Below are 21538 nucleotides of genomic sequence, written 5' to 3'. Positions count from 1 at the left end.
CGCGGCAGGGATCGGTTCGGTTCCATCCACAGCCGACCCAACAAGTGCCGGGAACCCGTCGCGGGCGGCGTTACGGTGACCACACGGCGTCAAAGGGGGGATGAGATGCCTGCTTCGGGCTGCCGAGTCACCATCCACGTCGACGGCACACATGCGACCCCGGCTGTAGATCTGGCGCTCCCGCGCCGGGCTTACCTGGCGGACATGCTCCCGTCGATCGTCGAGCTTGTTCATCCGGATCATCGCGGGCGTGACGCCGGGGCGCGGTGGCGGCTTCACCGGATCGACGGATCGTCGCTCGATGAGTCGCTCACATTGCCGGACAACCAGGTTCGCGATGGAGACGTGCTGTGGCTCAGCGCCGACGACGTTCCCGAGCCCGTCTTCACCGACCGGGACAGCAGCCGCACAGTGGCCAGGCTGCGTTCCTCGCCAGGCGGCCTGCCGCGCATGCTGTGCGTCTGCGGCAGCGTGGCCGCGGCCGGACTCGGCGGTACCGCGATCCTGTGGTCTTCGACCGGTTCTACCGGCCGCACGGTTCCGGTGGTCACCGGCGCCGCCTTGACCTGCGCCGCGGCCGTCGCCGCGATCGTCAGTCGACGCGCGGATTCAGAACCGTTGCTCTGCGTCACCGTCAGTGTGATCGCGGTGGTGATGGCGGCGGTGACGGGAGCCGTCGCGGTGCCAGGCGGCCCGCTTGCTGCGCACCTTTTGCTCGCCTCGTCGGCCGCCTTGGCCGCCGCGGTGATTTCCTTGCGCCTCACCGGCCGCGGACTTCGACCGCTGGCAGCGATCGCCACCACATCACTGCTGTGTACCGCGACCTCGACAGCATCGGTCACATGGCAATTCGACGGAATCACGTCGGGCACATTGCTCGCGGTCGTGGCGTTGACGGCGCTGAGTTCGGCTCCGAGGCTGGCTATTGCGCTCACCCGCATCGGCCCCACACCGCCGGTGGGCGACGACACGAGCCGTCCTCCCGATCGCGTCGCGGACAGCGAGGCGACGCGCGCCCACCACCTGTTGACCGCGATGATCACCGGCGCAACGATCGCTGTGGCCATCGCGGCGGTGTTCGTTGCCTGCGGTTCGGTGGCCACGCGCGAGTCCTCCATACCGGCTGCGGCGTTCGACGGCGTCGTCGGTGTTGCACTGTTGCTCCGCACCCGTACTCATGTGTGCACGGCTCGCCGCGCCGCGTTGGCGGTGAGCGGCTTCGTGGCGCTCGCAGCGGCATTCGCAATCCTGGTCGTGGCCCTACGCCAGCACGCCCACTGGCTCGGTGCTTTTGCCGCCGTCGCGGGCGCGGGGCTTCTGGTCCCGCTGCTGTGCATCACACCCGGGCTGGGCGTACGCCGCGCTGCTGAGCTGGTCGAGTACGCGGCATTGGCGGCGGTCATACCCTTGGGATGCTGGATCGCCGGATTGTTCGGCCTCGTCCGGGATCTGGCGCTGACGTGACGCGCTTGCTTCGCGTCATCCTCACCGTCGTTTTCGCAGGGGCGCCGTTGACCGTTTCTCCCGTGGCCTCCGCGATATCGCCTCCGAGGGTGGACGATTCGCTACTCCCCCACCCGCACTCACCGGCGCCGCCGCAACCCACCGAGCAGACCGGCCCGTGCGTAGCCGCTCAGAAGGTCTCACCCGGCGGGGACATCGGCGGCCAACTCCGCGACGTGGATCTGCGGTCGGTGTGGGCGCTCACCCGCGGAGCCGGTCAGACGGTCGCGGTGATCGACACCGGCGTGTCGCGCCATCGCCTGCTGCCTCGACTGGTTCCCGGGGGCGACTACGTGTCGAGCGGTGACGGCACCGAGGATTGTGATGGTCACGGCACGATTGTCGCGGGCATCGTGGGCGCCACACCGGATCCGGACGCCCCGGGTGCGTTCAGCGGTATCGCACCCGACGCCACGACCATCGGTATCCGGCAGTCGAGCATGAGGTTCAGCGCCGAAGACGCCGGCGGCGGATCGGGTTTCGGAGACGTCGACACCCTCGCCCGCGCGGTACGCACCGCGGCGGACATGGGCGCAACCGTGATCAACATCTCCACCGTCGCGTGCGTTTCCGCCGCCACGGAACTGGACGACGGACCTCTGGGCGCAGCATTGGCGTATGCGGTCGACGTGAAGAACGTCGTCGTGGTGGCCGCAGCGGGTAACGCCGGTGCGCCGGGACAGTGTGAGCATCAGAATTCCGCAAGGCCGGGACGACCGGATTGGAACGACGTCGAGGTGGTGGTGAGCCCGGCCTGGTATGACGACTATGTCTTGACGGTCGGGTCGATCGGAACGAATGGAGCGCCTTCGGAGTTCACGCTGGCAGGACCCTGGGTCGACGTCGCCGCCCCGGGCGAGCAGGTGGTGTCGCTGGATCGTGACGGCGACGGGTTCGTCGCCGCGGTGCCCACACCCGCCGGTGAGAAGCCGCTCGCGGGAACCAGTTACGCCGCGCCCGTCGTCACGGGTATCGTCGCGCTGCTGCGGTCTCGCTCGCCGCAACTGACCGCCCGGGAGGTCATGCGTCGCATCGAGGACACGGCGCGACACCCGGCCGGCGGCTGGAATCCGCTTGTCGGTCACGGTGTTGTCGACGTCATGGCCGCGGTGAGCGGTGGCGCCACATCCGCCGCCGATTCCGTCCGTCCGACGACGGTGGCCCTGTCGCGACAGCAACCGACCGACGGAAACGCAACCCGTATCGCCACCCGCGGAGCGGCCGTCTGCTTGGCAATGGCCGGCGGCGTCATCGCAATGACGTTGTCGGTCAGGCGGTTACGTCGTCCCCATTCCGTCCCGCGCAACTGACGCGGCCTCCACACTCAGCTCCGGCCCGTGCGGCAGTCGCGCCAACAGCGGCCACGGTGCGGGCAGCGGATCGCCGGTCAGCCCGAGGCGCTTGGCCGTTTCCTGATCCCGGATGCCGAAGATCACCCCGGCGTCACTCACCAAGAACAGTGTTCCGTTCCGTGCGCCGTCACCAGTCACACCCGCCGCTCGCACGTACGCGGTGCGACCCCCGCTCATCCCGAAGGCGTCGATTCTGCCGCCCGCGGCGTCGGCTTGCGCCAGCCGCACCGGTCGCGATTCACCGAGGATCGCGTCGCCGGTGACCGTTTCCGTGACAACCGACTCGGAGCCCGGCGACCACCGCCACTGTGCGCACACCACCGGATCTGTTGTCGCACGGACATGTTCGGGGAAGTCCCCGACGGGTAGCTCGTCGACCACTGGGACGGCACCGATCGCCCCGGGCTCGACTGTGACGATCTCACGTGCGCCCTGCGGCTGGGTGAATCGGATGAGATCGGCCGCCACCACGCCGATCCGCTGCACTCCCGTCCTCAGCACCACGTAGTGCTGCGGCGACTCGGTGTGCGGCACGCGGATCACGGTTCCAACGCGCAATCCGTGCAACGGCGCTGGTGCGGGTGCACCGGCATCACGAATGGTGGGTGCGGCAATCTCGGGCACCTCCGGGACGGTGCCGAGCAAGGTGTGGGTAACGGTCCTCGGCGCCACGCCGTCGAGCGCGAGCGCACGAACCACGGCCGGGTTGCGCAAGTCAACCTTCGCGCGCCGCCCGTGAAAGAGGAGATACGTCGTCGCCGCGCCTTCACCCGCCGCGCTGACCAGCACGCTGCCCGTCGCGGCACGCTTCTCGCCGACTGGCCCGACCAGCGCTGTGGATACCGAATCATCCTCGCACACAGACCATTCCGACTCGTTCGGTGCGATCGGCGGACCGATCGCGTCAGGTGCGCCCGGAATGCCGAGCGTCACGCCCCGGGCAGCCCGGTCGACGGCCGATGAGCTGACGAGCCGAGGTTGGGCCGCCGAAGCGGTGATCAGCCGGGCCGATGCGAGATTCAAGACCGGGTGCAGGTTCTGGTCGATCCGGACATAGAGGGCACCGGTGTCACGCACCATCACGATCGGGGCGTCGCCGAGTGCCCCTCGCGGCTGGAGAAACGCCAGGACCGCGGCCACCCCGAGCCCGATGACCGCCAGCACCGATCCGGCCGACAACGAAAGTCCCTGCGCGCGCATCGGATCGTCGAGCATCTGCACATCGCCGCGGACGAGGGCATGTTGCATGCGCCGCCGTAAGAAGCGGTGTCCGCTGATCTGTAGTTTGGTGGTCGATCGCCCCGTCATCACTCCCCCGCCGAAAGCCTACGGCCTGTGCGGAGGTACGACCGTCACCGCTTTCGACCGTGGCCCATGGCTCGACGCTCGCGGTACGCCGCCACGTGCTGGCGGTTGCCGCAGTTACCGGTGTCGCAGAACTTCCCCGACCGGTTGCGGGACAGGTCGACCAAGACCGCCTCACAGTCCGGCGCCGCGCACGTTTTGAGGCGGCGCAGCTCCCCGACGCGGATCAGATCGGCCAGTGCCATTGCCATTTCCGCCCCCATCCGTTGCCACAGCGGGTCGTCCACCGACGCAAGGTGCAGGTGCCACTCCGGCATCTCCGGGTGCCGTGTCAGCCACGGCGAGGCGTGCGTGTCGCTGAGCAACGCATTGACCTGAGCGACCGTGCGTTCCTCATCGTCGGCGACCGCCCAGATTCGGCCCAGCCGGTCGCGGAGCCGATGCACGGACGCGAGTTCCTCGGCGTCGAAGTCCCGCCGACCCGTCCATCCGAAGCTGCCGAGGTACGCGTTCAGCGCCGCCATGTCGCCCAGCCGCTCGCCGTCGACGCGGGCGCTGTTGATGAGTTCACACGCGGCTCGCAAAGTGAGCTCGGTGTCATGACTGAAAAGCATTTGACCCATGACGCCTTTCGTCGCTAGTGTCAGCACCGTAGCTTATTTTACTCCTTACATCTCTCGGAGGTGCAGCCATGGCCGTGACGGCGTCCCGCGCGCGGCCCGCTGCCGACCACTTCCGGCTCGGACTGATGCTGGCGATCGGCTCGGCGGTCGCGTTCGGCTCTTCGGGTCCGTTCGCGAAGTCGTTGATGACAGCGGGCTGGAGCCCGACGGCCGCCGTTGTCGCCCGGCTGGCCAGCGGCGCGTTGGTGATGGCGATCTTCGCCACCGTCGTCAGGCGCGGTTGGGTCCACGAGGCGCTGCGCCACCCCGCGACCGTGCTGGCCTACGGGGTGGTCCCGATCGCCGGTGCGCAGTTGTTCTACTACAACGCCGTCGCGCACCTCTCGGTCGGCGTCGCGCTGCTGCTGGAGTACACCGCACCGATCATCGTCGTCGCCTGGGTGTGGGCAACCACACGGCGGCGTCCGACCACGCTGACCCTGGCCGGTGTCGGGCTGGCGATCGCCGGAATCATGCTGGTGCTCGACGTCTTCTCCGGGGCGCACATCAACCTGGTCGGCGTCGGCTGGGGGCTGGCGGCCGCCCTCTGTGCCGCCGGGTATTTCCTGATGTCGGCCAACGCCGGATTCACGGCCGACGACGACGGAATCAGCCCGGTCACGCTCGCCGCGGCGGGGCTGATCGTCGGTTCGGGTGCGGTCACGCTCCTCGGCCTGACCGGGGTCATGCCGTTGAGATTCTCCGCTGCCGACACGGTCGTCGCCGGCCACACCACCTCGTGGGTGGTGCCGGTCGTGGCCCTGGGCGTCGTCGCCACTGCGGTGGCCTACACGCTGGGCATCATGGGCATCGCCTGCCTGCGGCCGCGCTTCGCGTCCCTCGTCGGACTGTCGGAGGTGATGTTCGCGGTGCTGGCGGCCTGGATCCTGCTGGGCGAATCGATCACCCCGATGCAGGCGCTCGGGGGAGCCATCGTCCTGGCTGGCCTGGCGCTGGCGCGTGCGGGTGACCGTTCGGAAGCGGTTGCCGAGGCGACGTGGCCCGACGGCCCGCCCGAGGAGTCGAAGGCGGGCGATCTGTTAGCCCCCAGAGCCCGTGGTATGTGAGTATGTCCGCGTGACGTTGCTGCGCGAGACGGCCCGACTGACGGCCGCGGTCGCCGCGGTCGCCGCACTCGTCGGCGGCGCGGTTCCGCTGGCGGCCGCCCAACCGGGCCCACCACCCGGCCCCGTCGGCCCCGGATACGGATCCGGTCCCACGCCCGGATCGGCGGCGACCAGCCCCGGATACGGCGTGACCAGCCCCGGATATGGCGCGACCTCGTCATCGTGCAGCGACATCGAGGTGATCTTCGCCCGCGGCACCGACGACACCCCGGGCCTCGGCACACCGGGCACCGCGTTCGTCAACGCGCTGCGGAGCCTGAAGAGCGGACGGACGATCAGCACGTACGCGGTCAACTACCCCGCCTCCTACGACTTTCTGGCCGCCGCCGACGGCGCGGCCGACGCCACCAACCGCATCGCGATGCTGTCTCAGCAGTGCCCGAGCACCCGCGTCGTGCTCGGGGGGTACTCGCAGGGGGCCGCGGTGATGGACATGCTGGCGGGGGTGCCGCCGCTCGGCGACAAGATCGGCTCGATCGGGTCGGCTCCGCCGTTGCCCGGAAGCCTAGTGCCCAACATCGCCGCCGTCGCGGTGTTCGGCAACCCGGCGACGAAGTTCAGCAACCCGATCACCAAATCGGTGTTCGCGGGCCGGGCGATCGACCTGTGCAAGGACGGCGACCCGATCTGCTCCAAAGGGCGTAACCCGTTCGCGCACAACGACTATGTGAGCGCCGGACTGGTCCAGGAGGCCGCGAACTTCGTCGCTGGTCTGGTCTGATTCCACGCGGCGATCATCGCGTCCCGGGGTTCGGCTGCGAATCTCGTGGCGCGCCTGGTCTGACGTCACCGCAACCGCCGTGAATAACCTTCGTCGGCGTTGATTAGTTCCTATAGGATCGGCCGAGTGCAAAACGATCTTGTTCGCTGCTGGGGACGCCGGGGGATGCTGCTCATCGGGGCGGTCGTACTCGCCGTGGCGGGCCTTATCGCGCCCGTTCCGCAGGGCACCCCGGGCCTGTTGTCTGTCGCCACCGCGCAGTCGTGCCCGCAAGCGGAGCTCATCTTCGCCCGGGGTCGCACCGAGTCGCCCGGTGCCGGCGTGATCGGCAACGCGCTCATCAGCGCGCTCCGCAGCAAGACCGGGAAAGACATCGACCTCTACACCGTGAACTACCCGGCCGATTACGAAATCGACATCGGTGCCAACGACATGAGTTCACGGATCCAGGACATGGCGGCACGGTGCCCCGACACCCGGCTGGTGCTGGGCGGATACTCGCTGGGCGCCGCGGTGACCGACGTGGTGCTCGCCGCCCCCATCGCCGCGTTCGGCTTCGACAAGCCGCTGCCTCCGGGAATGGACCGCCACATCGCGGCCGTCGCGCTGTTCGGCAACGGCATCGCGTGGGCCGGGCCGATCACGAACTTCAGCCCGCTCTACAGTGAGCGCACCATCGAGTTGTGCCACGGCGCCGATCCGATCTGCAACCCCGCCGAGCCCAAGACCTGGGAGGGCAACTGGCCCGACCATGCAGCGCGTGCGTATGTGAATGCGGGGATGGTCAACCAGGCGGCCGACTTCGTCGCGCCGCGCATCTGACCTGTGATCTCGGTGCACTACGCATCGCCGAGCGATCGGTAGCGCACCGAATCACCGTCGCAGGTCGCGGGTGACCTGGGTCCGTGCTTGGAGTTGATCGTCGGGCGGATAGTCGACGCCGACGAGGGTCAGCCCCTGCGGCGGTGCCGCCGCGAACTCGCTGGACCTTCGATCCGCCGCCAACAGCTCTGCGCACCAATCCGGTTCGCGACGATGCTCGCCGACCGCGAGCAGCGCTCCGACCAGTGACCGGACCATCGACCAGCAGAAGGCGTCGGCGCTGACATGTGCGGTGACCCGCGTGCCCTCCCTCGACCAGTCCAGGCGCTGCAGGTCGCGGATGGTGGTCGCGCCCTCCCGGTGCCGGCAGAAGGCGGCGAAGTCGTGCAGTCCCAACAACTTCCGTGAGGCGTCGGCCATCGCGGCCACGTCGAGCGAGCGGGGCCAGGCGGTCACATAGCGCGCCTCGTGCGGTTCGACACCATAGGGCGCCGTCGACAGTCGATAGACGTAGTGGCGGCGCAGCGCGGAGAATCGGGCGTCGAAACCCGCAGCGGCACGTTCGGCGTTGAGCACGCGGACATCCGAAGGCAGGAAGCGGCCGAGCCGTCGCACCAGCGGCAGGAACTCGCTGTCGCCGGGGCGCACCCGGCGCGGATAGGCATGTGGCAGCGCATCGTCCGGCACGTCGACATGGGCGACCTGACCGGTGGCGTGCACACCGGTATCGGTGCGGCCCGCAGCCCGCAACACCACCGCGGTGCGGAACACCGTCGACAGCGCGTCTTCGAGGACACCGGCCACGGTGCGCTGTCCCATCTGGACCGCCCAGCCCGCGAATTCGGTTCCGTCGTAGGCGATGTCGAGCCGAAGACGAACGAGCCCGCCACCGGATTCGATGGCGGGCTCGATCATTTCGTCCTCAGGACTTGTCGTCATCCTTATCGGCTTCGGCGTCGGCCGGCTTGGCGCGCGGCGCCTCGACGGCCGTGGTGTCCTCGGCCTCGGGGAGCTCGTCGTCCGGGGTCTCGACCGCTTCCTCCTCCGTGGGCCCCTCGGCGGCCTCGGGCACGACCGCGGCCTGCGGCGCCGCCGCGGCAGCGACCGGCTGCTCGGTCTTCGAGCCCGCGGCCCTACGAGCGCGGTTGGCCTCCGAGGTGACCGTCTTCTCCCGCACCAGCTCGATCACGGCCATCGGGGCGTTGTCGCCCTTGCGGTTCTCGACCTTGATGATGCGGGTGTAACCGCCCTCGCGGTCGGCGTAGAACGGGCCGATCTCGGCGAACAGCGTGTGCACGATGTCCTTGTCGCGGATCTTCTTCATCACCTCACGCCGGTTGTGCAGCGTGCCCTTCTTGGCGTGGGTGATGAGCTTCTCCGCATAGGGCCGCAACGCCCGAGCCTTCGGCTCGGTGGTCTTGATGCGGCCGTGCTCGAAGAGCGACGTGGCCAGGTTGGCCAGAAGCGCCTTCTGGTGCGAGGACGACCCGCCGAGGCGAGGGCCCTTGGTGGGCTTAGGCATTTGAAACCTCGGGCATTGCGACTATCTCCTATGTGGGGCCGACCCCCGTATCAGGTAGGGCCGGGACGGACGGGCTTTCTAGAGCTGTTCGGTTTCGGCGTAGTCCTGGTTGTCGTCCAGGTCGTAGCCCGCGTCGCTGTTCCAGGTGCCAGTGGCGACGTCGTAGCCGGCGACCTCGGAAGGATCGAACGAGGCCGGGCTGTCCTTGAGCGACAGACCCAGCTGATGCAGCTTGATCTTCACCTCGTCGATGGACTTCTGGCCGAAGTTGCGGATGTCCAGCAGGTCGGACTCCGTGCGGGCGACCAATTCGCCCACCGTGTGCACACCCTCGCGCTTGAGGCAGTTGTACGACCGCACCGTCAGATCCAGATCGTCGATCGGCAGCGCGAAGCTGGCGATGTGATCGGCCTCGGCCGGGGACGGCCCGATCTCGATGCCTTCGGCTTCGACATTGAGTTCCCGTGCCAGACCGAACAATTCGACCAGCGTCTTGCCCGCTGATGCGAGGGCGTCACGCGGCGTGATCGAGTTCTTGGTCTCGACGTCGAGGATCAGCTTGTCGAAGTCGGTGCGCTGCTCGACGCGGGTGGCCTCCACCTTGTACGTCACCTTGAGCACCGGCGAGTAGATCGAATCGACCGGGATGCGGCCGATTTCGGCGCCCGAGGCCTTGTTCTGGACGGCGGGGACGTACCCGCGACCGCGCTCGACGACGAGCTCGACCTCGAGCTTGCCCTTGTCGTTGAGGGTGGCGATGTGCATCTCGGGGTTGTGCACCGTCACGCCGGCGGGCGGAACGATGTCGCCCGCGGTGACCTCACCAGGACCCTGCTTGCGCAGGTACATGGTGACCGGCTCGTCCTCTTCCGACGAGACGACCAGCCCCTTGAGGTTCAAGATGATGTCGGTGACGTCTTCCTTGACCCCGGGCACCGTGGTGAACTCGTGCAGCACGCCGTCGATGCGGATGCTGGTGACCGCTGCGCCCGGGATGGACGACAGCAGCGTGCGCCGAAGCGAATTGCCAAGGGTGTAACCGAATCCGGGCTCCAATGGCTCGATGACGAACTCGGAGCGGTTCTCGGCCTTGACCTCTTCGGACAGTGTGGGTCGCTGAGAGATCAGCATGTATTTCTTTCCTCCTCTACGGCACCCGCTATTTGATGCCGCATTCCTTCCCCCGCTGAGCGGGGAATTCCACACCGCCATCCGGGCGGCGGGAAGCCTTACTTCGAGTAGAGCTCGACGATCAGCTGCTCGGTGAGCGGGACGTCGATTTGTGCGCGCTCGGGCAACTGGTGCACCAGGATTCGCTGCCGCTCACCGACGACCTGAAGCCAGGACGGAATCGGCCGCTCGCCTGCGGTCTCCCGGGCGATCACGAACGGATCGGTGTTCAGCGACTTTTCCTTCACGTCGATGATGTCGTACTGCGACACCCGGTAGCTGGGAATGTCGACCTTGACACCGTTGACCAGAAAGTGACCGTGGCTGACCAGCTGCCGCGCCATCCGGCGGGTGCGGGCCAGGCCTGCGCGGTAGACGACGTTGTCCAGCCGGCTCTCCAGGATGCGCAGCAGGTTGTCACCGGTCTTGCCCGGCAGCCGGTTGGCCTCCTCGTAGTAGCGACGGAACTGCTTTTCCATCACGCCGTACGAGAAGCGGGCCTTCTGCTTCTCCTGCAGCTGCAGGCGGTATTCGCTTTCCTTGATCCGCGCGCGGCCGTGCTGACCGGGCGGGTAGGGGCGCTTCTCGAACGACTGATCGCCGCCGACCAGGTCGACGCCCAGGCGGCGTGACTTGCGGGTCGCGGGTCCGGTGTAACGAGCCATCTGTTGTTCCTCCTAGACCCTGCGTCGCTTCGGCGGACGGCAGCCGTTGTGCGGCTGTGGCGTGACATCGGCGATCGCGCCGACCTCGAGGCCGGCGGCCTGCAACGACCGGATCGCGGTCTCGCGGCCCGAACCCGGGCCCTTGACGAACACGTCGACCTTCTTCACGCCGTGCTCCTGCGCCTTGCGGGCGGCGTTCTCGGCGGCCAGCTGCGCGGCGAACGGCGTGGACTTACGCGAGCCCTTGAAGCCCACATGTCCCGACGACGCCCAGGCGATGACGTTGCCCTGCGGGTCGGTGATGGTCACGATCGTGTTGTTGAACGTGCTCTTGATGTGCGCGGCACCGTGCGGGACGTTCTTCTTTTCCCGACGACGGGTCTTCTGCCCCTTCTTGGGGCCGGCCGCTGTCTTTTTTGCGGGTGGCATCGTCGATTACCTGGCCTTCTTCTTGCCGGCGATGGTGCGCTTGGGACCCTTGCGGGTACGTGCGTTGGTCTTGGTCCGCTGGCCGCGCACCGGCAGCCCGCGGCGGTGCCGCAGACCCTGGTAACAGCCGATCTCGATCTTGCGGCGGATGTCGGCCTGCACCTCGCGACGCAGATCGCCCTCCACCTTGAGGTTGGCTTCTATGTAGTCGCGCAACTGGGTCACCTGATCGTCGGTCAGGTCCTTCGTGCGCAGGTCCCGGCTGATGCCGGTGGCGTCCAGGATCTCCTGGGAGCGGGTACGGCCGACGCCGTAGATGTAGGTCAGGGCGACCTCCATGCGCTTATCGCGCGGAAGATCAACGCCCACGAGACGTGCCATTGCAGCAGTGTTCCTTCTTCTATACGGAGGTCTTGTCCCAGTCCGTTCCCTGTGCGGGGTCCGGCCTCCGTGCCGGACGTTGGTGAGCGGCGCATCCGCTCAGTGGTACTGGGATTTCGTCATTGAGTTGTGTCGGCAGCTTGCGGGTTCTAGCCCTGCCGCTGCTTGTGGCGTGGATCAGAGCAGATCACCATGACCCGCCCATGCCGGCGGATCACCCTGCATTTATCGCAAATGGGCTTGACGCTCGGGTTCACCTTCACGGCTCGTTCGATCCTGTTCTTCTGGGGTGTCTGTCTTTACTTGTACCGGTAAACGATGCGGCCCCGGGACAGGTCGTAGGGAGACAGCTCCACCACGACGCGGTCCTCGGGCAGGATGCGGATGTAGTGCTGCCGCATCTTGCCGCTGATGTGGGCAAGGACCTTGTGTCCGTTCTCCAGCTCAATGCGGAACATCGCATTGGGCAGGGGCTCGACCACGCGGCCCTCGACCTCTATGGCACCGTCTTTCTTGGCCATTAGCTCTCGGAGATCCTCCGTGTCCGTTGAATCGTTGGCGCCTGCCGGCACGGCAAACGCCTCCGACTACAAACGTGAGCCAGTAGCCAGAAATTCCAGACAGGGCACGCAAGAGCCGGCGCGATCGACGCACCGTTGGTCAATGATACTCGGCCACCGGCGGGGCCCAAAATCGCCACAGAACTGCTCGGTCAACCTGTCACTGTCTCGGGCCAACCCGGTTCCGCGTCGATCCCGCGGACGAGACCCGACTGCACCAGCGCGGCCGTCACGAACCGGTGCACCGGCCGGGACCGGAAGAAGCCGGCGTGGCCGCCGCGGTACCACTCGATCTCGGGGCGCCCCCAGTGTTCCCACAGCCGGTCGATCTGCTCGCGAGGATGGACCACCTGGTCGGCGATGCCCGCGTAGATGAAGCGGCCGGCCCCCGGCACCCGCGGCGACAACGACAGCGGCGAGATCATCCGGCCGAGCGGCGCCGCGAGCCTGATCGTCTCCATCCGCGGATCCTCACTGCCCATGCCGGAGTGCCGTGCCAGCAGGCCGACCAGGTCAGCCACCGGCACTCCCAGCACCGCACACTCCAGGGCGTCGTCGAGGCTGGCCACCAACGCCGCGATGAAGCCGCCCAACGACAGGCCGTACACGCCGATCGGCGCTTCGGGCTGCTCGCGGCGGATCCACGCCAGCAGGCTGCGGACATCCCATACCGCCTGCGCGGTGGCGTGGATGTCGTCGAGGACGTCTTCACCGGGGAAGACCGCCCCCTTCGGGAGCCCCTTCGCCCGTGGGCCGTGCATCGGCAGCACCGGCATCACGACGTTGAGACCCAACTCGTCATGCAGGTACCAGGCCCGGAAGATCGCCAGATCGATCGCCGCGCGGCCCATCTCGGTCCCGTGCACGCACACCAGCCACGGCCGCGGTTCGGGATGACGCAGCAGCAGACCGTAGCCGCGGGACACGGCGTCGTAGCCCTGCCAACGGTCGGCGCCCGGTTCGGCGGCATCCGGGCGGTACCCGCTGGTCCAGCGCAGCCGGTGATAGGAGCGGTTGCGGCGGCGCACCGGCGAGACGACCAGGTCGGCCGGCGGCCCCGGCGCGGTGAAGAACGCCGCCGGATCGTCGAGGTAGCCGCGCTGTCCGTAGAAGTCCAGCGCCGCCACCACTTCACCGTGGATCCGGTCGAACGCCCGGGGATCGCTGAGCGGCCGCCGCGCCCGCAGTCCGAGCAGCACCACCTCGTCGCGGAACGCCTCGGCGGCCAACGCGACCGTCGGCCGCACGGTCGGCGTCTGATCGCGGTCGTCGTAGAGGTAGTCACGCCACGACCGCGCGTAGTAGCCGCCGGTTCTCGTCAGCGGTTGCACCGCATTGCGCAGGGGAGCCGGCGCCGGTATCCGCGGCACGGGAGAGCGGTGCGGTGTCCGTGCGCCGCCGTCGGCGCCGACACCGATGTCGTCTGTTCCCACGCCTCCGACAGTAGCCACGCAGCCGTCGCCCCAGCAGGGCCATAGGTCATCTTCGGTCAACCAACGCCGGGCCAGGTCTGCGCCGCCGCGACCGCCACGGGCGATATCCGCTGGACGATGGGCGCATACTTGTAGCCGATGACCGGCCCCTCCGCCACGCCCCGTAAACCCGTCATTCTGAGCGTCGATGACGATCCGGCCGTCTCGCGCGCCGTCGCACGCGACCTGCGCCGCCACTACGGCGAAGCCTTCCGCATCGTGCGTGCCGAGTCCGGACCCGACGCGTTGGAGACGCTCAACGAGTTGAAGCTGCGCGGCGAAACCGTCGCGGTGTTCGTCGCCGACTACCGGATGCCGCAGATGAGCGGCATCGATTTCCTCGAAGAGGCGATGGACATCTATCCGATGGCCCGCCGGGTGCTGCTCACCGCGTACGCGGACACCCACGCCGCGATCGACGCCATCAACGTCGTCGATCTGGACCACTATCTGCTCAAGCCCTGGGATCCGCCGGAGGAGAAGCTCTACCCGGTGCTCGACGCGCTGATCGAAGCGTGGCGGGAGACGGGCGACCGCGCGATCCCGCACACCAAGGTGATCGGTCACCGCTGGAATGAGCGATCGTGGCAGGTGCGCCAGTTCCTGGCGCGCAATCAGCACTCATTCCGCTCGTTCATGGCCGACGAGCCGAAGGGCAAGCAGCTTCTTGACGCCGCCGGACTGGACGAATTCCAGTTGCCCGTGGTTATCTCCGAGCAGGGCCAGACGCTCGTCGAGCCCACCGATGCCGAGCTCGCCGCGATGCTCGGGCTGTCGACCAACCCAGCCCTCGAGCTGTACGACCTGGCCGTCATCGGTGGCGGACCGGCGGGGCTTGCCGCTGCGGTGTACGGCGCCTCGGAAGGTTTGAAGACCGTTCTGATCGAGGAGACGACGACGGGTGGACAGGCCGGGCGCAGCTCCCGGATCGAGAACTACCTCGGGTTCCCGACGGGCGTCTCGGGTGCCGAGCTGACCACGTCGGCACGCCGGCAGGCCGAGCGATTCGGCGCCGAGGTCATCACGACGCGCAAGGCGGTCCGGTTGCACGCCGACGACAGCGGCTCGGCGCGCACCATCGAATTCGCCGACGGCGGAACCATCGCGGCCCGGGCCGTCATCCTCGCCACCGGCGTCGCCTACCGTCAGTTGCGCGATGTCCCGGGCTGTTGGGACGACCCCGACGAGAGCGGGTGTAACTACATCGGCCGCGGCGTCTACTACGGCGCATCGGTGTCGGACTCCGCCGAATGCGCGGGTGAGGACGTCTACATCGTCGGCGGGGCCAACTCGGCCGGCCAGGCCGCCATCTTCATGTCGCAGAAGGCCAAGTCGGTCACGCTGCTCGTGCGCGGACCGTCGCTGGCGGCGTCGATGTCGCACTATCTGATCGAGCGCATCGAGAAGAATCCGACGATTTCGGTGCGCACATGCACCGAGGTCGTCGACACGATCGGCGAGGACGACCACCTCGTGGGCCTGGTCCTGCTCGACAAGCGGGCGGGCACCAAGGAACGGGTCCACTGCGATCGGATGTGCTGCTTCATCGGCGCCGAACCCCGGACCGACTGGCTCGACCTCGTCGCCAAGGACGACCACGGATTCATCCTGTCCGGCCCGGATGTGACGAAGGTCGCCGGCTGGACGCTGGACCGTCCCCCGCACCACCTGGAAACAAGCGTGCCCGGTGTGTTCGTTGCAGGAGATGTGCGTTCGGAATCCGCCAAACGGGTGGCGGCCGCCGTCGGTGAAGGGTCGATGGCGGTGATGTTGGTGCACCGGTACCTGGCGGAGGCGTGATGGGCGACGAAGAAAGCCGGTGCCTACCCGACGAACTACGGACGTTGTTTTTGTTCGAGGCGCTCGACGAGCGGCAACTCCAGGTCTTGTGCGACAACGGCCACATCACCACGTTCGAACCCGGACCGGTGTGCACCGAAGGCGACCCGGCGACCTGTTTTTATGTACTGCTCGACGGTGAACTGGTGATGTCGAAGCGCTCGGGCGGCGTGGACATCCAGACCAATCGCACGTCCCAGCGCGGGGTGTACTGCGGCGCGTGGTCGGCCTATGTTCCCGGCGAGGAACACCTCTATGAAGCCTCGGTCCGCGTGACGCGCCCGTCTCGCTTCTTCGTGCTCGACGCGCAGGCCTTCGCGAAATTCATGCAGGCGGAGTTCCCGATGGCCGTGCACCTGCTCGAGGGACACCGTGTCGGTGGCCGGCGGCAGAGCCAGATTCTCGGCCAGCGCGAGAAACTGCTGGCACTCGGCACGATCACCGCGGGGCTGACTCATCAGCTCAACAACCCCGCGGCGGCCGCTGCCCGCGCGGTCGCCGACCTGCGCGAGGGCGTAGGGAAGATGCGACACAAGCTGGCGATGCTGGCCGACGGCAAGTTCACCCCCGAAGCGCTGCGGGTGCTGGTACGAATCCAGGACGAAGTGGCCGAGCAGGTTGCCAAGTCCAAGGCTCAAGAGCTCACCGCGCTCGAGCTGTCCGACCGAGAAGAGCAGATCGGCGACTGGCTCGAGAGCCGCGGCATCGCCGGCGCCTGGGACTACGCATCGACGTTCGTGGAGGCAGGCCTGGACCTCGACTGGCTCGAACGCGTGCAGGCCTCGATCGACGATGTCGACTGCTCGGCCACGCTGCAGAGCGCACTGGGTTGGCTCAAGTACACGATCGACGCCGAACTGCGGATGAACGAGATCGCCGACGCCAGCAAGCGGATCTCGGCGCTGCTGGCCGGCGCCAAGCAGTACTCCCAGATGGACCGCAGCGAGTACCAGGCCGCCAACGTCCACGAGCTGATTCACAGCACGATCAAGACGATCTTCGGCGACAAGGTAGGCAAGGACAAACCCGTGCGGCTGGTGTGGGAGAAGGACACCACGCTGCCTCAATTGTTGTGCTACCCAGGCGATTTGAACGAAGTCTGGACCAACATCATCGACAACGCGATCCAGGCGATGAACTGTGAGGGCACGTTGACGATCCGCACCCGGCGAAAGAACGACGAGACGATCCGCGTGGAGATCTGCGACGACGGCCAAGGCATCGCCGAGGAGAACATCGACCGCATCTTCACGCCGTTCTTCACCACCAAGCCGTTCGGCGAGGGCACCGGCCTCGGCCTGGACCTCGCCCGGCGCATCGTCGTCGAAAAGCACCACGGCGACATCCGCGTCAAGTCCTCGCCCGGCGATACCCGGTTCATCGTCGACCTGCCGTTGGTGGCGCCGGCCCCCGAGGCGCCGGCCGCGACGGACCTTCCCGTCACGGCCCGATAACAGGAATAGCCCTTCGGCACCGAGAGGTTGAAGCGACCATGACGAAACCCGATCTCGGTAGGTACGGCGCGTTCGGCCACTACTCGCAGTGGCAGAAACTGAGCCGCCAACAGCTTCGCGACATCGAAGACCTCGGCTACGGTGCGATCTGGGCCGGCGGCTCACCCGCAGCGGAATTGTCTTGGGCCGAAACGATTCTCGAGCCGACCACCAACCTCAAGCTGGCGACCGGCATCGTCAACATCTGGACCGCCGAAGCGGAGCCCGTCAGCGAGTCGTTCCACCGCATCGAAAAGGCCTATCCCGGACGTTTCCTGCTGGGCATCGGCGTCGGCCACCCGGAAGCACACACCGAATACCAGAAACCCTATGACGCGCTCGTCGCATACCTGGACAAGCTCGACGACTACGGGGTGCCCAAGGATCGGCGTGTGGTCGCGGCGCTGGGACCGCGGGTGCTCAAGCTGTCCGCGGAGCGCTCAGCGGGCGCGCATCCGTATCTGACGACGTCGGAACACACCGCCGAGGCGCGCAAGCTGATCGGGTCCGAGGCGTTCCTCGCTCCAGAACACAAGGTCGTGCCGACGACGGATGTCGAGAAGGCCCGCGCGGTCGGCCGCAAGGCGCTGCGCATCTATCTCGATCTGACGAACTATCTGAACAACTGGAAACGGCTCGGCTTCACCGACGACGAGGTCGCGAAGCCGGGTAGCGACCGGCTTGTCGACGCCGTGGTGGCGTATGGCACCGTCGACGCCATAGCCGCACGGCTCAACGAGCATCTGGAAGCGGGCGCCGACCACGTGCCCGTGCAGGTGCTCACCGGACCGGACAAGCTGGTGGACGCGTTGGCCAGTCTGGCGGGTCCGCTCGGCCTGAAGTGACGTCACCACCGAAGGGATCCGCATGACTGAGCTCAAGCCCGACCTCGGCCGTTACGGCGTATGGACGTTCGGCGTTCCTAAGCCCGACCAGGCCGTCGAGATCGAGAAACTCGGCTACGGCGCGGTGTGGATCGGCGGATCGCCTGCCGGCAACCTCGAGTACGTCGAACCCATCCTCGAGCGCACCGAGAATCTTCAGGTCGCGACCGGCATCATCAACGTGTGGACGGCGTCGGCCGACGAGGTGGCCCAGGCGTATCACCGGGTCGAGGACGCGTATCCCGGCCGGTTCCTGCTCGGCATCGGTATCGGTCATCCCGAGCACACCGAGGAGTACCGCAAACCGTACGACGTGCTCGTCGAGTACCTCGACGCGCTGGATGCCAAGAAGGTGCCGACGAGCCGGCGGGTGATCGCCGCGCTGGGTCCTAAAGTGCTCAAGCTGTCCGCGCAACGCAGCGCCGGGGCGCACCCGTACCTGACGACCCCGCAGCACACCGGAGAGGCGCGAAACCTCCTCGGGCCCACGGTGTTCATCGCCCCCGAGCACAAGGTCGTCTTGGCAAGGGACGCCGAGGCGTCGCGCGAGATCGGTAGGCAGACAGTCGATTTCTACCTCAACCTGTCGAACTATCTGAACAACTGGAAGCGGCTGGGCTTCACCGAGGACGACGTTGCCAAGCCCGGAAGCGACCGACTGATCGACGCGCTGGTCGCGCACGGCACACCCGAAGCGATCGCCGCGCGCCTTGACGAGCACCTGGCCGCCGGGGCGGACCACGTCGCGATCCAGGTGCTCGGCGGATGGGACGTCCTGATTCCGACGCTGACCGAGTTGGCCGGCCCGCTCGGTCTGAAGGGCTGACGAAACCGGCTCCGCGACACCCTTGCATCACCCGCCACCGCATTACTAGGATATCCAACTATCTAAGTAAGTGAGGGGCACGCTCATGACCACCCAGGTTCCGCATTTCATCGACGGTAAGCGCACCAACGGCCAGTCAGGCCGCACCGCCGACGTCTTCAATCCCAGCACGGGCCAGGTGCAGGCGCAGGTCGTGATGGCGTCGGCCGCCGATGTCGACGCGGCGGTCACCGGTGCGGCCGAGGCGCAGAAGTCATGGGCGGCATGGAACCCGCAGCGTCGGGCCCGCGTGCTGATGAAGTTCATCGAGCTGGTCAACCAGAACGCCGACGAGCTCGCCCAACTGCTGTCTCTCGAGCACGGCAAGACCCACGCCGACTCACTCGGCGACATCCAGCGCGGCCTCGAGGTCATCGAGTTCAGCGTCGGCATCCCGCATCTGCTCAAGGGTGAGTACACCGAGGGCGCGGGTCCGGGTATCGACGTGTACTCACTGCGTCAGCCGCTCGGTGTCGTTGCGGGCATCACCCCGTTCAACTTCCCGGCGATGATCCCGCTGTGGAAAGCCGGCCCCGCATTGGCGTGCGGCAACGCGTTCGTCCTCAAGCCGTCCGAACGAGACCCGTCGGTGCCGGTCCGGCTGGCCGAACTGTTCCTGGAGGCCGGCCTGCCCCCCGGCGTCTTCCAGGTCGTGCAGGGTGACAAGGAAGCCGTCGACGCCATCCTCGAACACCCGGTGATCCAGGCGGTGGGCTTTGTCGGCAGCTCCGACATCGCGCAGTACATCTACGCGGGCGCGACGGCAAACGGTAAGCGCGCACAGTGCTTCGGCGGCGCGAAGAACCACATGATCGTGATGCCCGATGCCGACCTCGACCAGGCCGTCGACGCGCTCATCGGCGCCGGCTACGGCAGTGCGGGTGAGCGCTGCATGGCGATCAGCGTCGCGGTACCGGTTGGCGACGAGACCGCAGATCGCCTGCGCGCCAGGCTCGTCGAGCGGATCAACAACCTGCGGGTGGGCCACAGCCTGGACCCCAAGGCCGATTACGGGCCGCTGGTGACCGAGGCGGCGCTTCAGCGCGTGCGCGGCTACATCGACGCCGGCGTCGAGGCGGGCGCCGAGATCGTCGTCGACGGCCGCGAACGCGCCAGTGACGAACTGCAATTCGGTGACGACAGCCTGGAGAACGGCTGGTTCATCGGCCCCACCCTGTTCGACCACGTCACCACCGACATGTCGATCTACACCGACGAGATCTTCGGGCCGGTGCTGTGCATCGTGCGCGCGAAAGACTACGACGAGGCACTGGCGCTGCCCTCCGAGCACGAGTACGGCAACGGTGTGGCGATCTTCACCCGCGACGGCGACGCGGCCCGCGACTTCGTGTCACGCGTGCAGGTCGGGATGGTCGGCGTCAACGTGCCGATCCCGGTTCCGGTGGCCTACCACACCTTCGGCGGCTGGAAGCGGTCCGGTTTCGGGGACCTCAACCAGCACGGTCCGCATTCGATCCTGTTCTACACCAGGACGAAGACCGTCACGCAGCGGTGGCCCTCCGGAATCAAGGACGGCGCGGAGTTCGTGCTGCCGACCATGAAGTAGCGCACGAGAACACCGGCAGCATGGACTATTTCGGCCTCGACGACGACGAGCGGGTGATCGCCGACACGGCGGCCGCGTTCGCCGAGAAGCGGCTCGCGCCGTTCGCTTTGGAGTGGGACAAGACGCACCACTTCCCCACCGACGTGCTGCGCGAGGCCGCCGAACTCGGAATGGCCGCGGTGTACTGCAACGAGGACGTCGGTGGCAGCGGGTTGCGCCGGCTCGACGGCGTGCGGATCTTCGAGCAACTCGCGACGGCGGATCCGACGGTCGCGGCGTTCCTGTCCATCCACAACATGTGCACGTGGATGGTCGACACCTACGGCACGCCCGAACAACGCAAGAGCCTGGTGCCGCGGCTGGCGTCGATGGAGCTGATCGCCAGCTACTGCCTGACCGAACCCGGCGCCGGATCCGACGCGAGCGCGTTGCGCACCAAGGCCGTTCGGGAGGGCGACCACTACGTTCTCGACGGGGTCAAGCAGTTCATCTCCGGCGCCGGATCCTCCGACGTGTACGTGGTGATGGCCCGCACCGGCGGCGAGGGGCCACGAGGCATTTCGACCTTCCTTGTCGAAAAGGACGCTCCCGGGCTGACTTTCGGGGCCGACGAAGAGAAGATGGGCTGGCACGCGCAGCCCACCGCCCAGGTGATCTTCGAAGGCGTCCGGGTACCCGCCGACGCGATGCTGGGTGGCGCCGACGGCGAGGGCACCGGCTTCGGGATCGCGATGAACGGACTCAACGGCGGACGCATCAACATCGCGGCGTGTTCGCTCGGCGGTGCGCAGGCCGCCTACGACAAGGCCGCCGCCTACGTCCGTGACCGCGAGGCGTTCGGCGGCCCACTTCTGGACGAGCCCACCATCCGGTTCACCCTGGCCGAGATGGCCACCGCGTTGGAGACGTCACGAAACCTGTTGTGGCGTGCGGCGTCTGCGCTGGACGATAACCACCCGGACAAGGTGGAGCTGTGCGCGATGGCCAAGCTCTACGTCACCGATGCCTGCTACACGGTCGCCGACCAGGCACTGCAGCTACACGGCGGCTACGGCTACCTCAACGAGTACGGGTTGGAGAAGATCGTCCGCGACCTCCGCGTACACCGGATCCTCGAGGGCACCAACGAGATCATGCGCGTGGTCATCGGGCGGTCGCAGGCCGCCAAGGTCCGGGCAACCGCGTAGAAGGGGTCACCA

General features: G+C 67.4%; 22 protein-coding genes. 11 read left to right on the top strand and 11 right to left on the bottom strand.

Annotated features, from left to right (window positions below):
- The first annotated feature begins 105 nt into the window (after positions 1–105).
- Together eccD and mycP are read left to right on the top strand one after the other, a co-directional pair.
- Complete coding sequence (eccD, locus tag AU193_RS14210; RefSeq protein WP_172798304.1) at positions 106–1464, top strand: type VII secretion integral membrane protein EccD; 1359 nt, start codon at positions 106–108, stop codon at positions 1462–1464.
- A complete protein-coding gene (mycP, locus tag AU193_RS14205; protein ID WP_082682976.1) occupies positions 1413–2813 on the top strand; it encodes a type VII secretion-associated serine protease mycosin in 1401 nt (466 codons plus the stop codon). Before eccD ends, mycP begins: the two co-directional genes overlap by 52 nt.
- On the opposite strand, the gene eccB is transcribed toward mycP, so the two are convergent.
- Both eccB and AU193_RS14195 read right to left on the bottom strand, forming a co-directional pair.
- Positions 2781–4163 carry a type VII secretion protein EccB gene (gene eccB, locus AU193_RS14200; RefSeq protein ID WP_064423150.1) on the bottom strand — a complete coding sequence of 461 codons (1383 nt, stop codon included), beginning with the start codon at positions 4161–4163 and terminating at the stop codon, positions 2781–2783. The genes mycP and eccB overlap by 33 nt on opposite strands.
- Positions 4164–4207: 44 nt before the next feature.
- Positions 4208–4774, bottom strand: coding sequence for a CGNR zinc finger domain-containing protein (locus AU193_RS14195; protein ID WP_064422999.1), 567 nt, complete (start codon positions 4772–4774; stop codon positions 4208–4210).
- A gap of 77 nt (positions 4775–4851) precedes the next feature.
- On the opposite strand from AU193_RS14195, the gene AU193_RS14190 reads away from it, so the two are divergent.
- The 3 genes from AU193_RS14190 to AU193_RS14180 all read left to right on the top strand — a co-directional run bounded on the left by AU193_RS14190 (position 4852) and on the right by AU193_RS14180 (position 7492).
- A complete protein-coding gene (locus tag AU193_RS14190) occupies positions 4852–5889 on the top strand; it encodes a DMT family transporter (RefSeq protein WP_064422998.1) in 1038 nt (345 codons plus the stop codon).
- 16 nt (positions 5890–5905) lie between these two features.
- Positions 5906–6670 carry a cutinase family protein gene (locus AU193_RS14185; RefSeq protein ID WP_216637282.1) on the top strand — a complete coding sequence of 255 codons (765 nt, stop codon included), beginning with the start codon at positions 5906–5908 and terminating at the stop codon, positions 6668–6670.
- Positions 6671–6835: 165 nt separating this feature from the next.
- Positions 6836–7492, top strand: a complete 657-nt coding sequence (locus tag AU193_RS14180; protein WP_082682975.1) for a cutinase family protein — start codon at positions 6836–6838, stop codon at positions 7490–7492.
- A gap of 51 nt (positions 7493–7543) precedes the next feature.
- Here the strand turns inward: AU193_RS14180 and truA are convergent, their stop codons facing one another.
- From truA to AU193_RS14140, 9 genes are all read right to left on the bottom strand, one after another.
- Positions 7544–8431, bottom strand: a complete 888-nt coding sequence (truA, locus tag AU193_RS14175) for a tRNA pseudouridine(38-40) synthase TruA (RefSeq protein WP_371259205.1) — start codon at positions 8429–8431, stop codon at positions 7544–7546.
- Complete coding sequence (gene rplQ, locus AU193_RS14170) at positions 8415–9014, bottom strand: 50S ribosomal protein L17 (RefSeq protein ID WP_064422996.1); 600 nt, start codon at positions 9012–9014, stop codon at positions 8415–8417. The genes truA and rplQ overlap by 17 nt, the downstream gene beginning before the upstream one ends.
- A gap of 78 nt (positions 9015–9092) precedes the next feature.
- Complete coding sequence (locus AU193_RS14165) at positions 9093–10145, bottom strand: DNA-directed RNA polymerase subunit alpha (protein WP_064422995.1); 1053 nt, start codon at positions 10143–10145, stop codon at positions 9093–9095.
- 98 nt (positions 10146–10243) lie between these two features.
- Positions 10244–10849 (bottom strand): 30S ribosomal protein S4, encoded by a 606-nt coding sequence (rpsD, locus tag AU193_RS14160; RefSeq protein ID WP_064400557.1) that lies wholly within the window; start codon positions 10847–10849, stop codon positions 10244–10246.
- A gap of 12 nt (positions 10850–10861) precedes the next feature.
- Positions 10862–11278, bottom strand: coding sequence for a 30S ribosomal protein S11 (gene rpsK / locus AU193_RS14155; RefSeq protein WP_064345641.1), 417 nt, complete (start codon positions 11276–11278; stop codon positions 10862–10864).
- Positions 11279–11284: 6 nt separating this feature from the next.
- Entirely contained in the window at positions 11285–11659 is a 375-nt protein-coding gene (gene rpsM / locus AU193_RS14150) for a 30S ribosomal protein S13 (RefSeq protein ID WP_064422994.1), read from the bottom strand.
- A gap of 149 nt (positions 11660–11808) precedes the next feature.
- The gene (rpmJ, locus tag AU193_RS22845; protein ID WP_003879483.1) at positions 11809–11922 is read right to left on the bottom strand and encodes a 50S ribosomal protein L36; all 114 of its coding nucleotides are present in this window, start codon (positions 11920–11922) and stop codon (positions 11809–11811) included.
- Positions 11923–11958: 36 nt separating this feature from the next.
- Positions 11959–12180: a translation initiation factor IF-1 gene (gene infA, locus AU193_RS14145; RefSeq protein ID WP_003418601.1), complete on the bottom strand. Its 222-nt coding sequence runs from the start codon at positions 12178–12180 to the stop codon at positions 11959–11961.
- 191 nt (positions 12181–12371) lie between these two features.
- The gene (locus tag AU193_RS14140; protein WP_064423147.1) at positions 12372–13589 is read right to left on the bottom strand and encodes a S9 family peptidase; all 1218 of its coding nucleotides are present in this window, start codon (positions 13587–13589) and stop codon (positions 12372–12374) included.
- Positions 13590–13790: 201 nt separating this feature from the next.
- Here AU193_RS14140 and AU193_RS14135 point away from each other — a divergent pair, with 201 nt between their 5' ends.
- The 6 genes from AU193_RS14135 (at position 13791) to AU193_RS14110 (ending at position 21526) form a co-directional block, all read left to right on the top strand.
- Positions 13791–15491 (top strand): FAD-dependent oxidoreductase, encoded by a 1701-nt coding sequence (locus AU193_RS14135; protein WP_064422993.1) that lies wholly within the window; start codon positions 13791–13793, stop codon positions 15489–15491.
- Positions 15491–16984: an ATP-binding protein gene (locus AU193_RS14130; protein ID WP_064422992.1), complete on the top strand. Its 1494-nt coding sequence runs from the start codon at positions 15491–15493 to the stop codon at positions 16982–16984. Before AU193_RS14135 ends, AU193_RS14130 begins: the two co-directional genes overlap by 1 nt.
- 38 nt (positions 16985–17022) lie before the next feature.
- The gene (locus AU193_RS14125; protein WP_064422991.1) at positions 17023–17868 is read left to right on the top strand and encodes an LLM class F420-dependent oxidoreductase; all 846 of its coding nucleotides are present in this window, start codon (positions 17023–17025) and stop codon (positions 17866–17868) included.
- Positions 17869–17890: 22 nt separating this feature from the next.
- Entirely contained in the window at positions 17891–18733 is an 843-nt protein-coding gene (locus AU193_RS14120; RefSeq protein ID WP_064422990.1) for an LLM class F420-dependent oxidoreductase, read from the top strand.
- Positions 18734–18818: 85 nt separating this feature from the next.
- Positions 18819–20339, top strand: a complete 1521-nt coding sequence (locus AU193_RS14115) for a CoA-acylating methylmalonate-semialdehyde dehydrogenase (protein WP_064422989.1) — start codon at positions 18819–18821, stop codon at positions 20337–20339.
- A gap of 20 nt (positions 20340–20359) precedes the next feature.
- On the top strand, positions 20360–21526 hold the full coding sequence (locus tag AU193_RS14110) for an acyl-CoA dehydrogenase family protein (RefSeq protein ID WP_064422988.1): 1167 nt from the start codon (positions 20360–20362) through the stop codon (positions 21524–21526).
- Positions 21527–21538: the final 12 nt, after the last annotated feature.

The organism is Mycobacterium sp. GA-1285, assembly GCF_001499905.1.
Classification (GTDB): Bacteria; Actinomycetota; Actinomycetes; order Mycobacteriales; family Mycobacteriaceae; genus Mycobacterium.
This window is presented reverse-complemented; position numbering and strand designations above follow the sequence as displayed.